The 15958-nt window shown below is 37.2% G+C and carries 15 protein-coding genes; 14 read left to right on the forward strand and 1 reads right to left on the reverse strand.

Going from position 1 to position 15958, the window contains the following annotated elements; genetic code table 11:
- The 4 genes from AC1DU2_RS30255 to AC1DU2_RS30270 all read left to right on the forward strand — a co-directional run.
- Window positions 1-311 (forward strand): hypothetical protein (locus AC1DU2_RS30255; protein ID WP_477389270.1); only part of this gene is annotated, 311 nt, incomplete at its 5' end.
- 24 nt (window positions 312-335) lie between these two features.
- Window positions 336-3386, forward strand: a complete 3051-nt coding sequence (locus AC1DU2_RS30260; RefSeq protein ID WP_477389272.1) for a DUF5977 domain-containing protein — start codon at window positions 336-338, stop codon at window positions 3384-3386.
- Window positions 3387-3553: 167 nt separating this feature from the next.
- On the forward strand, window positions 3554-6277 hold the full coding sequence (locus AC1DU2_RS30265) for a hypothetical protein (protein ID WP_477389274.1): 2724 nt from the start codon (window positions 3554-3556) through the stop codon (window positions 6275-6277).
- Window positions 6278-6339: 62 nt separating this feature from the next.
- Window positions 6340-7035, forward strand: a complete 696-nt coding sequence (locus AC1DU2_RS30270; RefSeq protein WP_477389276.1) for a hypothetical protein — start codon at window positions 6340-6342, stop codon at window positions 7033-7035.
- A 67-nt stretch (window positions 7036-7102) separates the two neighbouring features.
- Here AC1DU2_RS30270 and AC1DU2_RS30275 read toward each other — a convergent pair whose 3' ends face one another.
- Window positions 7103-7465, reverse strand: coding sequence for a hypothetical protein (locus AC1DU2_RS30275; protein ID WP_477389278.1), 363 nt, complete (start codon window positions 7463-7465; stop codon window positions 7103-7105).
- A gap of 83 nt (window positions 7466-7548) precedes the next feature.
- Between AC1DU2_RS30275 and AC1DU2_RS30280 the strand changes: the two genes are divergently transcribed.
- The 10 genes from AC1DU2_RS30280 (at window position 7549) to AC1DU2_RS30325 (ending at window position 15943) form a co-directional block, all read left to right on the forward strand.
- On the forward strand, window positions 7549-8157 hold the full coding sequence (locus AC1DU2_RS30280; RefSeq protein ID WP_477389280.1) for an XkdF-like putative serine protease domain-containing protein: 609 nt from the start codon (window positions 7549-7551) through the stop codon (window positions 8155-8157).
- A gap of 69 nt (window positions 8158-8226) precedes the next feature.
- Window positions 8227-8907, forward strand: coding sequence for a hypothetical protein (locus tag AC1DU2_RS30285; protein WP_477389282.1), 681 nt, complete (start codon window positions 8227-8229; stop codon window positions 8905-8907).
- 80 nt (window positions 8908-8987) lie between these two features.
- A complete protein-coding gene (locus tag AC1DU2_RS30290) occupies window positions 8988-9899 on the forward strand; it encodes a hypothetical protein (RefSeq protein WP_477389284.1) in 912 nt (303 codons plus the stop codon).
- A gap of 87 nt (window positions 9900-9986) precedes the next feature.
- A complete protein-coding gene (locus AC1DU2_RS30295; RefSeq protein WP_477389286.1) occupies window positions 9987-10541 on the forward strand; it encodes a hypothetical protein in 555 nt (184 codons plus the stop codon).
- Window positions 10542-10961: 420 nt separating this feature from the next.
- Window positions 10962-11354 (forward strand): hypothetical protein, encoded by a 393-nt coding sequence (locus tag AC1DU2_RS30300; RefSeq protein WP_477389288.1) that lies wholly within the window; start codon window positions 10962-10964, stop codon window positions 11352-11354.
- Complete coding sequence (locus AC1DU2_RS30305) at window positions 11347-13332, forward strand: hypothetical protein (RefSeq protein WP_477389290.1); 1986 nt, start codon at window positions 11347-11349, stop codon at window positions 13330-13332. The genes AC1DU2_RS30300 and AC1DU2_RS30305 overlap by 8 nt, the downstream gene beginning before the upstream one ends.
- The gene (locus AC1DU2_RS30310) at window positions 13325-13915 is read left to right on the forward strand and encodes a DUF6712 family protein (RefSeq protein WP_477389292.1); all 591 of its coding nucleotides are present in this window, start codon (window positions 13325-13327) and stop codon (window positions 13913-13915) included. The genes AC1DU2_RS30305 and AC1DU2_RS30310 overlap by 8 nt, the downstream gene beginning before the upstream one ends.
- Window positions 13916-14425 (forward strand): hypothetical protein, encoded by a 510-nt coding sequence (locus tag AC1DU2_RS30315; RefSeq protein WP_477389293.1) that lies wholly within the window; start codon window positions 13916-13918, stop codon window positions 14423-14425.
- A 3-nt stretch (window positions 14426-14428) separates the two neighbouring features.
- On the forward strand, window positions 14429-14719 hold the full coding sequence (locus AC1DU2_RS30320) for a hypothetical protein (RefSeq protein ID WP_477389295.1): 291 nt from the start codon (window positions 14429-14431) through the stop codon (window positions 14717-14719).
- A gap of 3 nt (window positions 14720-14722) precedes the next feature.
- Entirely contained in the window at window positions 14723-15943 is a 1221-nt protein-coding gene (locus tag AC1DU2_RS30325; protein WP_477389297.1) for an SGNH/GDSL hydrolase family protein, read from the forward strand.
- Window positions 15944-15958 lie beyond the last annotated feature (15 nt).

Consider the following 15958-nt stretch of genomic DNA (forward strand, 5'->3'; position numbering starts at 1 on the left):
CACTTACAATAAATTATGATACTGATTATGTAAAAGAGAAAAAGGAAAATATAGATTTTTATAACTCAAAAGTGTTTTGGGAAGGATTTTATTTTATTGCTCTCCTAACATCTGGATTACTTTTATTTTTCTTAGGACTTTATTTTTGGTTTATTAAGATACAAAAGCCGCAAGATTTACTCTTGAAAATCCAGTTAGCGGAAGCTCAAAGAAACTTTGAAAAGACAACAACTGTTATTCCTACTGTAACATCACGAAAACATTTTGAACCTAAAGTATTACCCCGCCCGGAGGCAAGAAATTTAAGGTAAAAGGCTATTTCCTTTAAAAAAGGAATGACCCAAAATAACAATTATCAAATATTTTTAATAGATTCTACTACTGGTTCAACCGGGAATTATGCTACTCTTGATTGTGAAGGTATAGACTTAACTAATACATTTCAGGTTGCAGATATTGCAGATGTTTCTAAACGAAAAGATGCAATTTCTAAAACTATAACTTTTAAGAATTCTAAGAATAATGCTTTAGTATTTGGTAACCTTTCAAATCTGAATAGGGTAGTTGATGATACTGTTAATCTATCTTTTCTTTTCAACTTCAACATCACAAAAGATATAGATTGTCAGGTGTATGAAGGTAGTACTTTAATATTTGTAGGTAAGCTTCACTTTATATCTGCTAACCGGGATAAGTTGGGTAACATCACTTACGATTGTAGCATTAAAGGTTACTTAGTTGATTTCTTCAATAAGATTCAGGATAAGCTATTATCCGATTTGAATTTCACTGCTTTTAACCATACGTATGATATGGCAACCATCAAAAACAGTTGGTTCAATGTCTATCAAAAAAATGGTGTTACCGTTACTGGTACAACGGGACAGGGTTATGTTTATCCGTTGATAGATTACGGTACATCAGTGACCCCGGATACTGCTTTTGATAATAAGATTGATTACGGTTCTTTTCGCCCTGCTTTATACTTGAAAGAATATTTCAATGCCATGTTCAATCAATCAGGGATAACTGGTAATTACCGTTATACGGTAACAGGTTCAACAGAATTTGTTGATGAATTTAATAAGGCATTAATGCCGAACGGGGATTCAGATTTTAGTTATTCCAGAACACCGGGTGTAATATTTGAGTTAGCCAAAACTATCAATCCACAGCAATATAACGCCAACGGGCAAACATCGTACGATTCTGTACATTCCAGAAATGAGTTCAATCACTTGGTTGTTTTTGATACCATTATTAGCGGTGCAGATGACCAAACGATTATCAATCCAATTTTAGCGGATGATACCAAAATAACTATCGACAATAAGATTAACACAACTATTACAGCTACTGCAAATGTGGTAACCGCATTGGTTGCGGGTAATAAAGCCAATGTAAGGTGTGTTGTTGAATACAGAAGTGACCCCAACGGGCAATTTGAATCAATTGGGGAAAGTAATAAAAGTTATACTTGGGATTATTCACAACCACTTTTTACTTATCAATTTCATCCTGATACTTTTAACGTATCGTTTACACATCAGTTTGATGTAGGTGGACAACTGGCTTTGTTAATCTTTATGGATAATTACGATGATGATAGCAACGTGACCGTTAATGTTATCAGTGCTGATTTGAAAATTGGTAGTGCTGTAGCATCATCAACGGTAACACTTAATTTAGGTGATACAGCGGTATTGGTTGGGCARAATAGCCAAAAAATTAAACAGGCTGATTTCCTGAAAAGCGTTATACAGATGTTTAACCTTTATGTGTATCCCGACCCGGAAGATTCCCACAATATCATTTTTACCCCGTACAATGATTATTATAACAGTTTTACAGCAGCCAATATCATTAATACTGCTTTAGATTGGACTGATAAAATAGATAATGCAAGTTTTACACAAACACCTGTTTCTGATATTTTCAATTTATACACCTTCAAGTTTAAGGAAGACACTGATTTTTACAGCAAATTCTATAAAGACAAATATGGTGATACCTATGGTAATTTAACCATTACAGGTACCACAAACGGTTCGGATAAATCAATTGAATTGATATTTGGTTCAACCCCGGTAGCTTCATACAATGGGCGTAATGTACCTTGGTTATGGGAATTGAATACTGATAATACTAAAAAAGCAAAGGTAACTGTACCACGTATTTTATTTTACAATGGCTTAATCAATTGCCCTTCTTATGAAGTAGGTAAAATTCAGTTAAGTGCAGCAACCCAAACCTATTATTTCAGTTCAATTGATTCAGCCCACGTATCAGGCTATACTTTTACCCAATATGCCGAAGCAAACGAATATACATTGAGTTCAAATAATGAATTTGTTGATTTAACCTTTGGTCAGCCCAACGAAGTGTTTTATACGTCTGGTGGTATCCTTAATAACTTTGGTTCTGGTAAAAAGAATTTATATGATAGGTATTATGCAGACCAGTTTGCGGAATTACAGGATAGTAACACCCGAATTATTGAAACTACCGCTTACCTGAATGAAATTGATATCCAAAATCTTGATTTCAGAAAGCCCATTTATTTTAATAGCGTATTAGGACACAACTATTTTAAACTTTTATCGGTTGAATACAGCAATTCAAATCAACCTTCAACTATTAAGTTGCAAATAGCTTATATTAACGATTCGGCGGTAATAACTGATGGTTTTTGGAATGATATCTATGCAACCTTTGTCAGGAAGAATGATTGTACTACTTCTGGTTATACAGGTGAAGCTTTATATTATTTAGTTTCAGTACATAAGTACAATAGTTTGGTATCTGTAGCGGATGCAAACGCTATGGCTGCAAATGAAGCTGCAACGTCCGGGCAAACTTATGCTAACGTTAACGGAATTTGTGTTTATACTGGTACCACTTTTAGTTTAGGATTTGCAAACAACCCAACAGTTGCTACTTCAATGACAGGCAGAACCAATTTTGTAACCAGTAACGGTACATTGAATAGCGGTGTAACAATATTTAGCTATGCCGGGGGTAACGCTACAAGAAATATCAGCGCTTATTACGGCAATGATGCTTATTGGTATCAGACCAATACGCAATCAACTATTATCAATTCAGGAACTACAGCGTCTTTAACTGGTATGACTTACGATGACTATTACCTAACAGGTTCGACCAAATATTTAAGTTGTCAGGTTGCGAACGATGGACACACCACCTATATTAATTATAAAATCAGTGACCCAACACCACGTATAGGTACCGTTGTAAAAGATTCAACTGGTACTTCACTGGTTGCCGATGGTTGGTATTCAGACGGTACAAACGGTTACAGCGTGGTAAGCGGTGCTATTGCGGAAATTCAAAGCTGTAGAGGTTTACCGCCAACAATATCTTAACTCCCGGCTTAAATTACTATTTAATAGGATTGCCGGATCCCGGCAATCTCTTAAACCAATATTTTAATATGCTTCATAAAATCGCCCTTCCTCCTGGAAGGACGGTTTTATCTTAAACCTACCTGAATCTATCCCCAATAGCCTATTTCCTCTCAAAAGAATTGGAAATGCCAGATAACGGAGAAGAAAAAATATTAATAAATGTTGGGTTGAATACCGAAGAAGCTAATCAGGGTATTCAGGCTTTAAACCAAAAGATTCAATCAGTTAGTCAGCAGGATTTAGGTACTACTAATGTTAAATCCTATAAGCTTCAAATAAGGGAGTTGACCGCCGACCTGCAAAAGATTGAACAGGTTCAGGGCAGAAACTCACAGGCTTTTAGGGACGGGGCTAAGGAATTAGGGCGTTTAAAGTTAGCTGCAAGGGATTTCAAAGACCAGATAGAAGCGTATGACCCTTCAAATAAGTTAGCAGGTATAGCCAATATTGCCAAAGGTGCAGCGGTTGGTATGACTGGTGCGGCGGGCGCAATGGCACTGTTTGGTTTGCACGGGCAAAAAGCCGAAGAAGTAATGTTGAAATTACAGGGAATCTTAGCTTTATCACACGCCATATCTTCAATTCACGAAATTAGTTCAGGTTGGCGTTCATTCATCAACGTTTTAGGTTTAGGCACAACAGCAGCCAAAGCACAAACAGCAGCGGTTGTTGAAGGTGCGGTTGAACAGGTTGCAGCAACCGAAGCAGTAACAGTAGCCATTTCTGAACAGCAGATAGCATCAGAGCGTTTAGCAGCAGCTAACGAAGCTGTTAATCAACTTAATTTAGATTCAGAAGCAGCTTTATTAGCTATCAAAGCCGAAGGTTTAGATGCTACTATAGGAATGACCGGGGCTGAACAGGCTTATTTAGAAACTATGGCTGCAAAAACAGCAGCAGTAGCAGAATTAGCAGCAGCCCAAACCGCTTATGATGCAACCTTAGCAACGGGTACAGCAGAATCAGTAGCAGCCAGTGAAGCTAATATTGCTCAGGCAGCAACACAGGAATTAGTAACGGTAGCCGAAGAAGCTTCAACAGTTGCAGCGGTTGGTTTTGGTACAGCCTTAAAAGCTATCGGTATTGGCTTAGTCATCAGCTTAATCGCCTATATGGTATCAAATTGGGATTCTTTAAAGAAATCAATTGATAACCTTTTCCCTTCTTTAGGTGGTGCCAAAGGCTTATTTAAGGAAACTATGGAAGTGGTTTTTGGTTTGGGCAACGTCCTTATCAAATTCTTAAAGATTCCAATTGATGAAATCATAGCCGGGGTTAAAATCTTAATTCACGCTTTATCTGGTGACTTTAAAGCAGCGGTACAGGATTTCAAAGATGGTGTAAGCCAGATTGCCAGTGATTTAAATGTAGTTGATAACTACAAAGAAGGTGCTTCAAAAAAGGCTGCAAAGTATGCGGAAGAAGAACGTATAGCCAGAGTTAATAATGAAATCTTGGCTAATGAACGTATCATCAAAGAGCGTAAAGCCCTTGGCGAAGATACCACTGCTTTAGAAATCAAGAATCAGCAGCTTAAAAATTCGGTACTGGATAAGGATGCGGACGATTATAAGAAGAAACTGGCAGATGGGTTATCTGAAATTACGGTAATCCAAAATACGGCAATCAAGAAAAGACAGGATGAAGCGGATAAACTACGTAAAGCGGCGCAACAAAAGGCTGATGCACTTAAAAAGGCTGAACTGGATAAACTTAAAGCCGGGAATGATGCAGCGTCTAAAATAATCTTGGGAGGTTTAAAATCTCAACGTGAAATAGAAATTTCCGATGCAAATTTTAAGTACAAATCTTTAATAGCTATCGCCACCAAATACGGCAAAGATACCAGTCAATTAAAAGAGGCGCAAGGTATTGAAGAAGCCAGAATTAATAAGAAATATGCAGACCAGATAAAGGATTACTTAGAAAAAGCTGATGACGAAACATTAACTGATTTTGATAAGAAACGTAAAGCCATTTTAAAGGATGCTGAAAGTGCTTTAAAGAACGCTACCCCGCAAGAAAAGAATAAGATTATTCAATCACAAACCTTTCAATTAGGTAGAGTAGATAGTGCCGAAAAGTATTCAGATGCGGCGGATGCAGCACAATTAAATGAAACTAAAGTAACCGATGCCAACCGGGCTAAAGTTGGTAAAGTTCTTGACACCCCGGAGCAACAATTTCAAAAAGAGCAGGCTATCAGGAATGCAAAACTGGCAACCCTTACTGCTCAATATCAAAAGGAACGGGACTTGGCAGCGTATAACTATGATAAGTTACAACAGTTAGATGCCGACTATCAAAGGAACAGCCACGATTTAGAAGATGAAGCGACTACCGCTAAAATTGAATTAGCGCAAAAAGAAAAGGATGCCAAATTAGCTACCTATCAAGTAATTGGTGATGCTTTGCAGGGTGCAGCAGATATCGCCGGTAAAACGACAGTTGCCGGGAAAATATTGGCGGTTGCTTCGGCTACCATTAGTACATATTTATCTGCCGTTAAGGCTTATGAATCCGTTGTTGGTATACCGTATGTCGGGCCGATATTGGCACCGATTGCAGCAGCTACGGCGGTTGCAGCAGGTTTTCAAAGTGTAAAATCAATCTTAGCTGTTAAGGTACCGGGTTCAACTGGTGGCGGTTCTGGTTCGGCACCTTCTTATTCGGCACCACAAATTAATTCAACGGTATTGAATCAGGCTCAAAAGGGTGTACAACAAGTTCAGGTAGTTAATCAGCCAGACCCTAAAAAGCAAGAACCATTAAGGGCGTTTGTGCTCGAAAAAGACATTACATCAAGTCAGGATAGAGCAAGTTATTTGGATAGACAATCAACTATATAAAAATTATTTGTTATGCTTTGATTTATAAGTTGTTGTTGTTATTTTTATTAAAACTTAACCTTATGGACTTAAAACTTTTTATCCCGGTTGCTTTAGTTATTTTATTGAAAATGTTCTGCTTTTTGTTAGGATATTTAACAATAAGATTAGGGTATTCCCTAATTTCAAATGGCGTTCAGGGTAAATTTAAATTCACGTCTGAATTTAAAGGAGCAAAGGCAGGGTTAGCCAGTTCATCGCCGGGTTTATTGTTTGTTCTATTAGGAGTAATCTTAATCGGATACGCTATGTATGTAAACAAAACTTACGATATCGATTATACGCCGCCAGACACTTCAAAAAGTGATGTGATTTATCACCCTCCTATAATCAATACTGAAAGTAGCCCGGTTGTTAAGGTAATTAGTACTACCCCGCCTAACGATAAGGGAAAGAAGGGGGTGTTAGAATATCAAAAACTTTTTGATGTAGGTTTTCATCAATATGTCTTGCGGGATTTTAAGAGCAGTATTGTTAATTTAACTGAATCTTATAAAATGAGACCGTATTTTAAAACTGCATTTTATTTGGCAGCCAGTTATAGTAATTTAGGTAACAGCGACAGTTGCCGGAAGTATTCAGTACTTGTAATGATGGAAAAAGACACGCTCGCAAGTCAATTCCAAACGGAAAGCATAAATATGTATAATTCTACCAATATAAAGGCAGATAAGCCCGGACATATTCACCTTGGAGGGGGAGCGGTACCATTTCCATAAATTTATTATTGTTTATCAGCATATTAAAATTACAAATTGTTATGTTTCAGTTTGTGAATTTTATAGTTTAGATATAAGAAACTGAAATGTGCATAGTACCCGCCATTAATCCTAATCCTTCCCAAATTAGTTCATCTCCTTGACTCCACCTAAATTCGAATACCTCATTATGTTTCGAGATTTCTAACTTACAATTTGTCACTAATTTGTTGTTTGTTTCAATATATCTGCATTCATATATTCCTTTAACTCCTTCATTGTCATAGGTTATTTTTCGGGCAATTTCGCTATCTATATAATAGTGTTTTTCCTTTTTTTTATTTATTGGATTTATTACATCGTGTAATAAATCTGTATTGGTATAAATACCATTAAGTAAATTACCATTTTCTAAAATCTCATAAACCTGAATGCCGTGGGTTGTTTTCATATATATTGTTTTATCTCCGAAGTTAATAAAAAGCATATGCACTAAGCCCAATATTTACCCGCTTAATTCCTATTACCGGGTATATGAAATTACCCGTAATTGAACTTAAAATAAATGAACTTGAAGATTCTTATGTATCAGCAATTTCAATTGTAAATTCCCCGGCTACTGAATCCGATTTTCTAAGCTTTAGTCAGGTTCAGAACTTCGCTGTTAATGATGAAAAGTTTGAGTTGTTGGGCTATGCAATGCAAGCGGATAAACCAATTTTCCGTACCAGCCCTTCCGGTAATTATTACGCTGTTTTCAGTAAGCATACCATCAGGAAAATAGCGCAGGTATTTGCGCAAAAAGGATTATTCAATCAGACCAATATTGAACATTCTGCTATCCCGGCAGATTCTTTCGTTTTTCAATCTTACTTAGTTGATGTAGATAAGGGTATCAACGCCCCCAAAGGATTGCCAAATCTGGACGGCGGTTGGATAGTAGGCGTAAAAGTCTGTAACCCCGAAATCTGGCGGGAAATCAAAAAAGGTACTATTAAAGGCTTTTCAGTAGAAGGTGTTTTTGGTTTGTTCCCAACAAATCAATTAAGTGACGGCAAATCTGATATCGAAGATTTAGACCTCCAAAAAGCAATCAAAGAATTTAATACTGCACTTGAAAGAGTGAATAAAATTAAAGGGTAACAGCAATGTTCCCGAAGGGTAATCAAATTATTCCTTCGGGATTCCTATTACCAATATAATAACCAACAAATGAATAAAAACGAAGCAATATTAGCTATAAAGAACGCTACCAAAGCAATCACTATGCTTTTTTCCACTAAGGAAGAAGAAGCGGAATTTGAAGCGGTAAAACGTGTTGATTCTGATGAATTAGTTGATGTACAGGGCGAATTAGTACCGGGTACAGCAGTAAGCGTATCAAGTGCAATGGGTTCACAGGCAGCAGCCGATGATACTTACAATTTAGCCAACGGTGTTGAATTTTCAACCAAAGGTGGCAAAATAGATAAAGTAATAAAAGCCCCTGCCGAAGCAGCACCAGTTGCCGAAGACCCTAAAGAAGTTGAGGCACCTGTAGAAGGTTCACCAGAAGAAGAAGCAACTGAAACCCCGGCAGAAGAAGCTAAAGAAGATGCAGCACCAGTTGCCCCGGCGCCAGTAGCACCAGATAATACCGCAGCTATCGCTACACTGGTTCAAAAAATCACTGAATTGGATACGATGATTAACACCATCAAAACCGCCTTGGAAGGTAAAGCATCAGCGCAAGCTATGTCAGCCCTTGGCGAACAGTTTAACGCAATCAAAGGTGCTTTTGAGGTACTATCAGACACCCCGGCAGAATTTTCTAAAGTAGATAAATCATTAGAAGCGAAAGAGGATAAAGCCAACAAATTGAATGCACTTGCATCAATCTGGACTAAAAAATAATAAACATAAAAGGTATTCAACAAAGCCTTTTAGCTATCCCGGCAGGGATATAAAAATAACGAGATAAGAGAAAACGAAAAATGGGTTTTAACATTTCAGCATTACCACAGTACGTAGACCAAACTTCAAAAACACTTTTGGTTGATACGGTATTCGGTAACCAAACTGCAACAGTACTTAAAAATGCAGGTTCAGTAACATTAGGCGTAAAAGGACAATACGCATTACAATTACTTTCAACAGATGTAGCATTACAAAATTCTACAGGTTGCGGTCGTACACCATCAGGTAACGCCAACTTCACACAAGCAATCATAACTGTTTACCCTTTAAAGGATGAACAAAACCTTTGCCCTAAACCGTTGGAGAATGCTTGGATGGTTCAGTACCTAACAAAGGGACAGACTTATACCGAAGCATTGTTTGCAAACGAAATTATGCAAGCCAGAGCAGCTAAGATTGCTCAGGAAAACGAAAAGCTTTTGTGGCAAGGCGATACGGTAGCACAATCAGGTTCTACCACTTTAGGTAAATTCGATGGTTTCATTAAGCAAATCGGTGCGGGTGCTTACATTCCTTTAACTGGTGGTACTATCGCTTCTGGTGCAACTGTAATTGAAAAATTGCAGGCAGCATTCTTAGCAACCCCTTCAAAAATCACTGAACAGGCTGATGCGGTTATCTTCGTAGGTACCGATGTATTCAACGAATACAATGTAGCCTTGGCTAACAAAAACATCTACAAACCTACCGAAGACCATTACTTATTCGGTACTTCAATGAAGTTAGTTCCGGTTGATGGTTTGAACGGTACACGTAAAATCTACATCGGTCGTTTACGCTCATTCCAGATGGCAACCGACCTTTTAGGCGAATCCGAAAAGGCAACTATGGAATATTCAATTGAGACCCAAAACATCTATATGGATTTCCATTATGCACTTGGTGTAAAACCAGTGTATGTAAATGAAATTGGCGTAGCTACTGTATAAGCAGATAATAATAAAAGATGATTGATAACGGGGTTGCACAAAATGGTGCAGCCCTCTAATTAATCTCAATTCAAGAGAAAAATATATATGGCAAATTTATGCGGAAGCGTAGTAGCTTATACAAAACAGTGCGGTAGAGGTATTTCAGGTGGTGTTGGTAAAATGTGGATTATATCTGCTAATGACCTTGGCGTAATTTCAGGTTCAACAGAAGCTTATGCTTTTGCCTCTGGTTCAACAGTGGTTTCAAACATTGCTTTGGCAACCGGTAAAACCTTTGTTAGCGTAGGCTTACTAAAAGAATCTGTATCATTTAAGGGTACAGCAAAAAGAGATAGTTCAACTGGTTCTTTCGAGAATCAAACAGAAACTTCAATTACTATTTCAAGTATTTCAGACGTTGCTAAAACTTTCATCGATTCATTACTACAGGCACCAGTTGCTATTTTAATGAAGCTAAGAAGCGGTACTTATGTAGTTACTGGTTTAAATGGTTTTACCGAACTAACTGATATTGATGAAGCGTCAGGTACAAAAAATGGTGATATGAACGGTTACATTTTGAAGTTTTCAGGTGTTCAGGAATCGTTAACTTCAACAGTAGACCCTTCTTTAATTGCTACAATCGTAGACAAAGTTTAACGTAAACAAGTTAATAACCTAATTAGTTAGGCAGCCTTTATCCTTAACCGGGTAAAGGCTTTTTTATTGGAAAATGAGCGATTTATAAGTTAAAAATAAAACTTTTTACCATTCTGCCATATATTGTCTATGCTGTTTTATTATTCCGTACAACCGCCGTCAAGGACAGTAGGTGTCAACACAGAAATTTGGGTTCAGACTTTTAAACATTTGAGCAAAGTTACAAATTTTGGTAATTATGAATTCGATTACGTCATTGGTGACAAAACCGTTAAACTGGAAGTCATTTTTTCCTTTTTTGAAATTACAGTACTGAACGACTGTTTGTAACGTGCCCATTCTTTCTAAGCCTTTATCCTTAACCGGGTAAAGGCTTTTTTATTTCCCTCAAAGTCTTATTTCCTGTACAAACAGGCAGGAATGTTATTAATAAATAAAAGCAACCAGAAAACAGATTTAATCTTCACACTTACGGAATTAACCACTATAGTTAGCCCGGTTTACTTGTTGGTGCTTACCAGCGATTTCAACCGGACAAAATCCCGATTCATTTTACCGCTTAATATCAGTTCAAACCTTTCGAGGTATGACCACTTCAAAGTTGATACTTCAATCTTCAATGACTTGGATACTGGCTTATATACCTATGCTGTGTATCAATCCGCAACATCAACTACTGATGAAACTGTTTTGGGCAATCCGGTTGAAACAGGTAAAGCTAAAATAATAGCCCCTGCCGTACTGGTACAGCCAATAATCTACAAATCAGATGATACTTCTGATTTCTATACCTACAAATCAATAAATGACTAAAAAAACGGAAGCAGCAAGTGAGAGGGATTTAATTAAGTTCAATAGTCACGTTACCGAATTACCCATAGAAGTAATAAATTCTACCAGTACAGACAGGTTCGTTCCTTACGGACTAAATAATCTGTATCCTAATTTCTTACTTAAATTATATAATGAATCCCCGCTTCACAAAGGTATAATCAATTCCAAAATTGATTACATCATAGGCGATGGTGTAACCGTTAAAGGCGGTGATACCGCTGTTATATTAAAACCTAATGCTAAAGATTCTTTCCCGGAGTTCATCAGCAAATTAGTTAATGATTACCTAATATTCAATTACTATGCGGTTGAAGTGGTTTATAACAAGTTGGGTAATCCAATTCAGTACAATCACGTACCCGCCCACAAAGTAAGATGTAACCGTGACCGCTCTAAATTCTGGTATAGCAATGATTGGTTTAGGGAGCCAAATATTAATGTAAGTTATGATTACTGGAAACCGGGCATTAATGCAGATTGTACCAATAAGCTGTTTTTCTTTACCTCTTATTCACCATCAGTAAATAATATTCACCCTATACCCGATTATTCAGGGGCTATCAAGTCTTTGGAAACTGATATTGCTATCAGGGATTTCCAGATTAACAATATTGAAAACCAGTTTTCGGTATCATCAATCATTACCTTTTTTGGTGGTATGCCCAATGATGAAGTTAAACGTGAAACAGTAAGAAAGATAACCAATGCTTATACCGGGGCAAACGGTGGTAAAATGATTATTGGTTTTGAAAATAAAGATGGACAGGCACCAGATGTAAAAAATATTGCACCTTCTGAATGGGAAAAAGCTTATATAGAAGTAAAAAAAGACGTTTTACAAGATATTTTAACCGCTCACAGTGCCGTATCACCTTTGTTATTTGGTATCAAGACCGAAGGACAATTGGGCGGTGCTACCGAACTTGAAACAGCGTATGAAATCTTCAAAAACCTATTCGTTAAGAACCGTAGGAATGAACTGGAATCAGGGTTAAATAAGCTTTTCGCTGATGCCCAAATCGGTGAATTGGAATTTAAAGATAAGGGTTCTTTGTTTTCGGCAACCTTATCTGATGTAATGAAAATGAAAACCTATACGGTAAACGAAATCAGAGCGGAAGCAGGATTGCCGCCACTTTTAAACGGTGATAGGTTAATTGATGAAGTTAAGCCAGTACCAACACAAGAGCCTACCGTTACAGGTGAATTACCTAAAGTTGATGCTACTGGTTCAGTCGCCCCGGTGGTTGCAACACCTGCTAATACCAATTCAACAGCCCCGGCTAAACCCACTGGCTTTAATTCAGATGTTACGATGAACTTTCAACACTTAACCGATGACGATTTTGAAAAGGTTAAACACATTGGTTCAGCTAAACAGGATTTCAGGGTATTCAAAAAGTTGGATTATAATATTGAAAATTTTTCAGATGTAAAAGCCATTGAACTACAGTTTGATGATGATAAAGATATAGCTGATTACCTGATTAAGAACGGTATCAAGAATATGACCATCGTTCAAATTAAAGCAGCTATCCGGAAAGATTTAGGTATAGCAGTAACCGCAGCAGATTTGAAGAAAGTAATTCAGGGTTTAGAAGATTCCGGGGTTATCAATAAATCAGATTTGGATAAAGGCATAACCATTAAACCAACTGAAAAATCAATGCAGCCTGCTTTGGAAAACATCAGAAGGGTAGAAGTAAGGTATTCATACGATGGCGTACAAGATGACCGCAACAGACCTTTTTGTGCCAAACTTTTGGCTAATGATAAATACTATTCCAGAGAGGATATACAGCAAATGAGTTCACTTTTTGGCTATGATGTTTTCGCTTACAGAGGTGGCTTTTATCACAACCCCGCAACTAATACAACTACCCCTTACTGTAGGCACCGTTTTGTTGCACACAGTGTAGTTAGAATTACCCCGGAAGGAGAATCAAACAATGATTAAAGTATTATTTATCTCTGAACAAACAATAAAGGATAACAGCGTAATTGAAACCAATGTCGATTCCAAAATAGTATCCAACACAATTTTAGAGGTTCAAAATTTGGAATTGCAGCCAGTATTAGGTAAAGACCTTTATACRGCGATAGCTAATGAAATTGTATCAGCATCAACCATTTCCGGGTACACCATTACAGCGGTTAATCAGGAATTGTTAGATGATTACATCAAACCATTTTTGATATACGGTACGCTTAGTTATGGCTTTATCCCGTTGCACTATAAGGTTACCAATAAAGGTGTAAACCGCAAGAATGATGAACGGGCTACTACGCTTGATATAAAGGAACTGGAAGCGGTTAAAGATAATTACGATACAAAGTTCAGTACATATAAGCAAAGGCTTAAAAAGCACTTAGAAATCGATTTAAATGAACCTGATAACTGTTCAACTGATAAGGTTGATAGTACTGGTGAAGTTACTGGTTGGTACTTACCAGATAATGAAGTTAACCTTTCAGATTACTTTGAAAGTTTAGCCAATAAAACCGGGTTTTATTCCGGTTACTATCGAAGCAGATTTTAATTGCTTCTGCCTATTTCCCTATCAATGCTAACGACTAATCAAATCAAGGTAAGGCTTATAGATTTTTTTGAAAATCACGCTCAGATAAACACTGTAGTGTACGCTGATGATTTTGATTTTTCGGCATATCCAAATCTGGTTTACCCGGTAGTACATATTCAATCAGTCAATAGCCAGATTACAGGTAAAGAGGTTATCAACAGCTTCAAATTTATGATTGCTGATATGGAAGACCCGCAAAATCAGGATTCCGAAGATGAAATCTGGAATGACACTCAATTGATAGCTGATGACTTTTTAACCTTTTTCGGTGATGATGATTACCCTGATTTTTTGATGGATACCGACACCACTTTTCAAAGGTTTTCGGAATCTGGAACAGACAGAACAGCCGGGGTAGTATTTACCGCAAAGGTTAGACAGACCAGAGAAATAAACCCGTGTACTATCCCTACACAAGCCAATATAAGACCTATAGTTTTTGAGGGCTTTACAAGCCAATTTGACTAACAAATGGATATAAATAATTACGTAAGTGGTATAACCGCTTCAATAACAAACCAGAATCAGAAGTATGCTATAACACCCGCAATAGTGGGTAAAGCCTTTACTGATTTGGCAGCTTTAACCCCGAATATTAATATGGTTGACACCTATGCATTAATGATAGCAAAAGGTACACCAACTGTATCAACAGCAATTTACCGGGTTAAAAACGATGAAAATAAGAGTTATAGCAATTCGCTGTACTTATGGTATCCAGATGGTAAAAGAATCTGGATAGCCTCAACAGATGATAATTAAAAAATGAGTAAAGGATTTCCAACAACTTCAACAAACCCTTCATTGGTATATGGTGGGTATAAATTTATGCTTGAAAAAGAGGGTAAACAATATATAGCAGGTAGTAATACTGATGCTGAATTTACTTACCCAAAATCAGGAATTACCGCATATAAACAAGCATTACCACATACGGCAACGGTATTACCATCTCCCGGCAGAGCAGGTTATATAAACGGATTTAGTGTTTCTGCCGATGGCCCCGTAAGATGGCTTGTAACAGGCTCAGGAGGTAATTTCACAACCAGTGCGGCAGGACAGGCTATGAGTGGAACTGTATTTGGTTTCGAAGGAGTTTTTGGCGCAAACGGAGGTTCATTATATGTACCTGTAGATAAATTACTATATGAAGGCGGCAATATGACTATTTCGGCAAAAGTATTAGGTAACACTGGCGATACCATTCCTTATTTTGATACTTTCATCAACTGGACAGAAATTACAGCAGATTTCAATTACAATGCAAAGTATACTATGGTTGTAATAGGTGATTCTATCACATATAGCAATATGGGTAATGATGCAAACGGTAAAACATATACCGGAAATAATCTTTGGGCATTTCAAGTTCGTGATATGCTCAGAAATTCAGGAAAGGATGTCAGATTGGTTAATAAAGGTTTCGGTGGTGCAGATTCTTATGTAGCCAGTTTAGCGGTTGATTCAAATAGCATCTATGATGGTATTAGCGGAGATTTATTTATAATATCCTTACAAACTAACGATTACGGTGGCGGGGCAATAAGTACATCTGCACATACAGCAAATATTGCTAAAATTGTTGCACATATAAAAAGGGATAACCCTAATGCAAGTATTGTATTAATGAACTGTTCGGCAAGAGATTTTGGTAATACAAATCAAACTACCTTACAAACCTACAGAGATGCTTTGAGAAGTTGGTATAATGCTTATAACGGCGGTAACCCTCGTGCGGCTGATTTATGGTTTTATGACCAGTCACAGGCATTTTCATTAGCAGCGGTTGCATCGGGAGACACAAATTTTACACTGACAGAACGTGTTGTTACTGGTGCAAATAGCGGTAGGTTGCATCCATCAGGTTTAGGTCAGGGATTATTATTTCAAAATACAAATGGTGATATTGATAATAACATTCCTTCTGGACAAACATCAGGGATAGGTACAGTAGTTAAATTAACTAATTTCTATCAAAAAACTTAAATAAGGCTGTTTAGC

Source organism: Mucilaginibacter sp. P4_C11 (genome assembly GCF_056402115.1).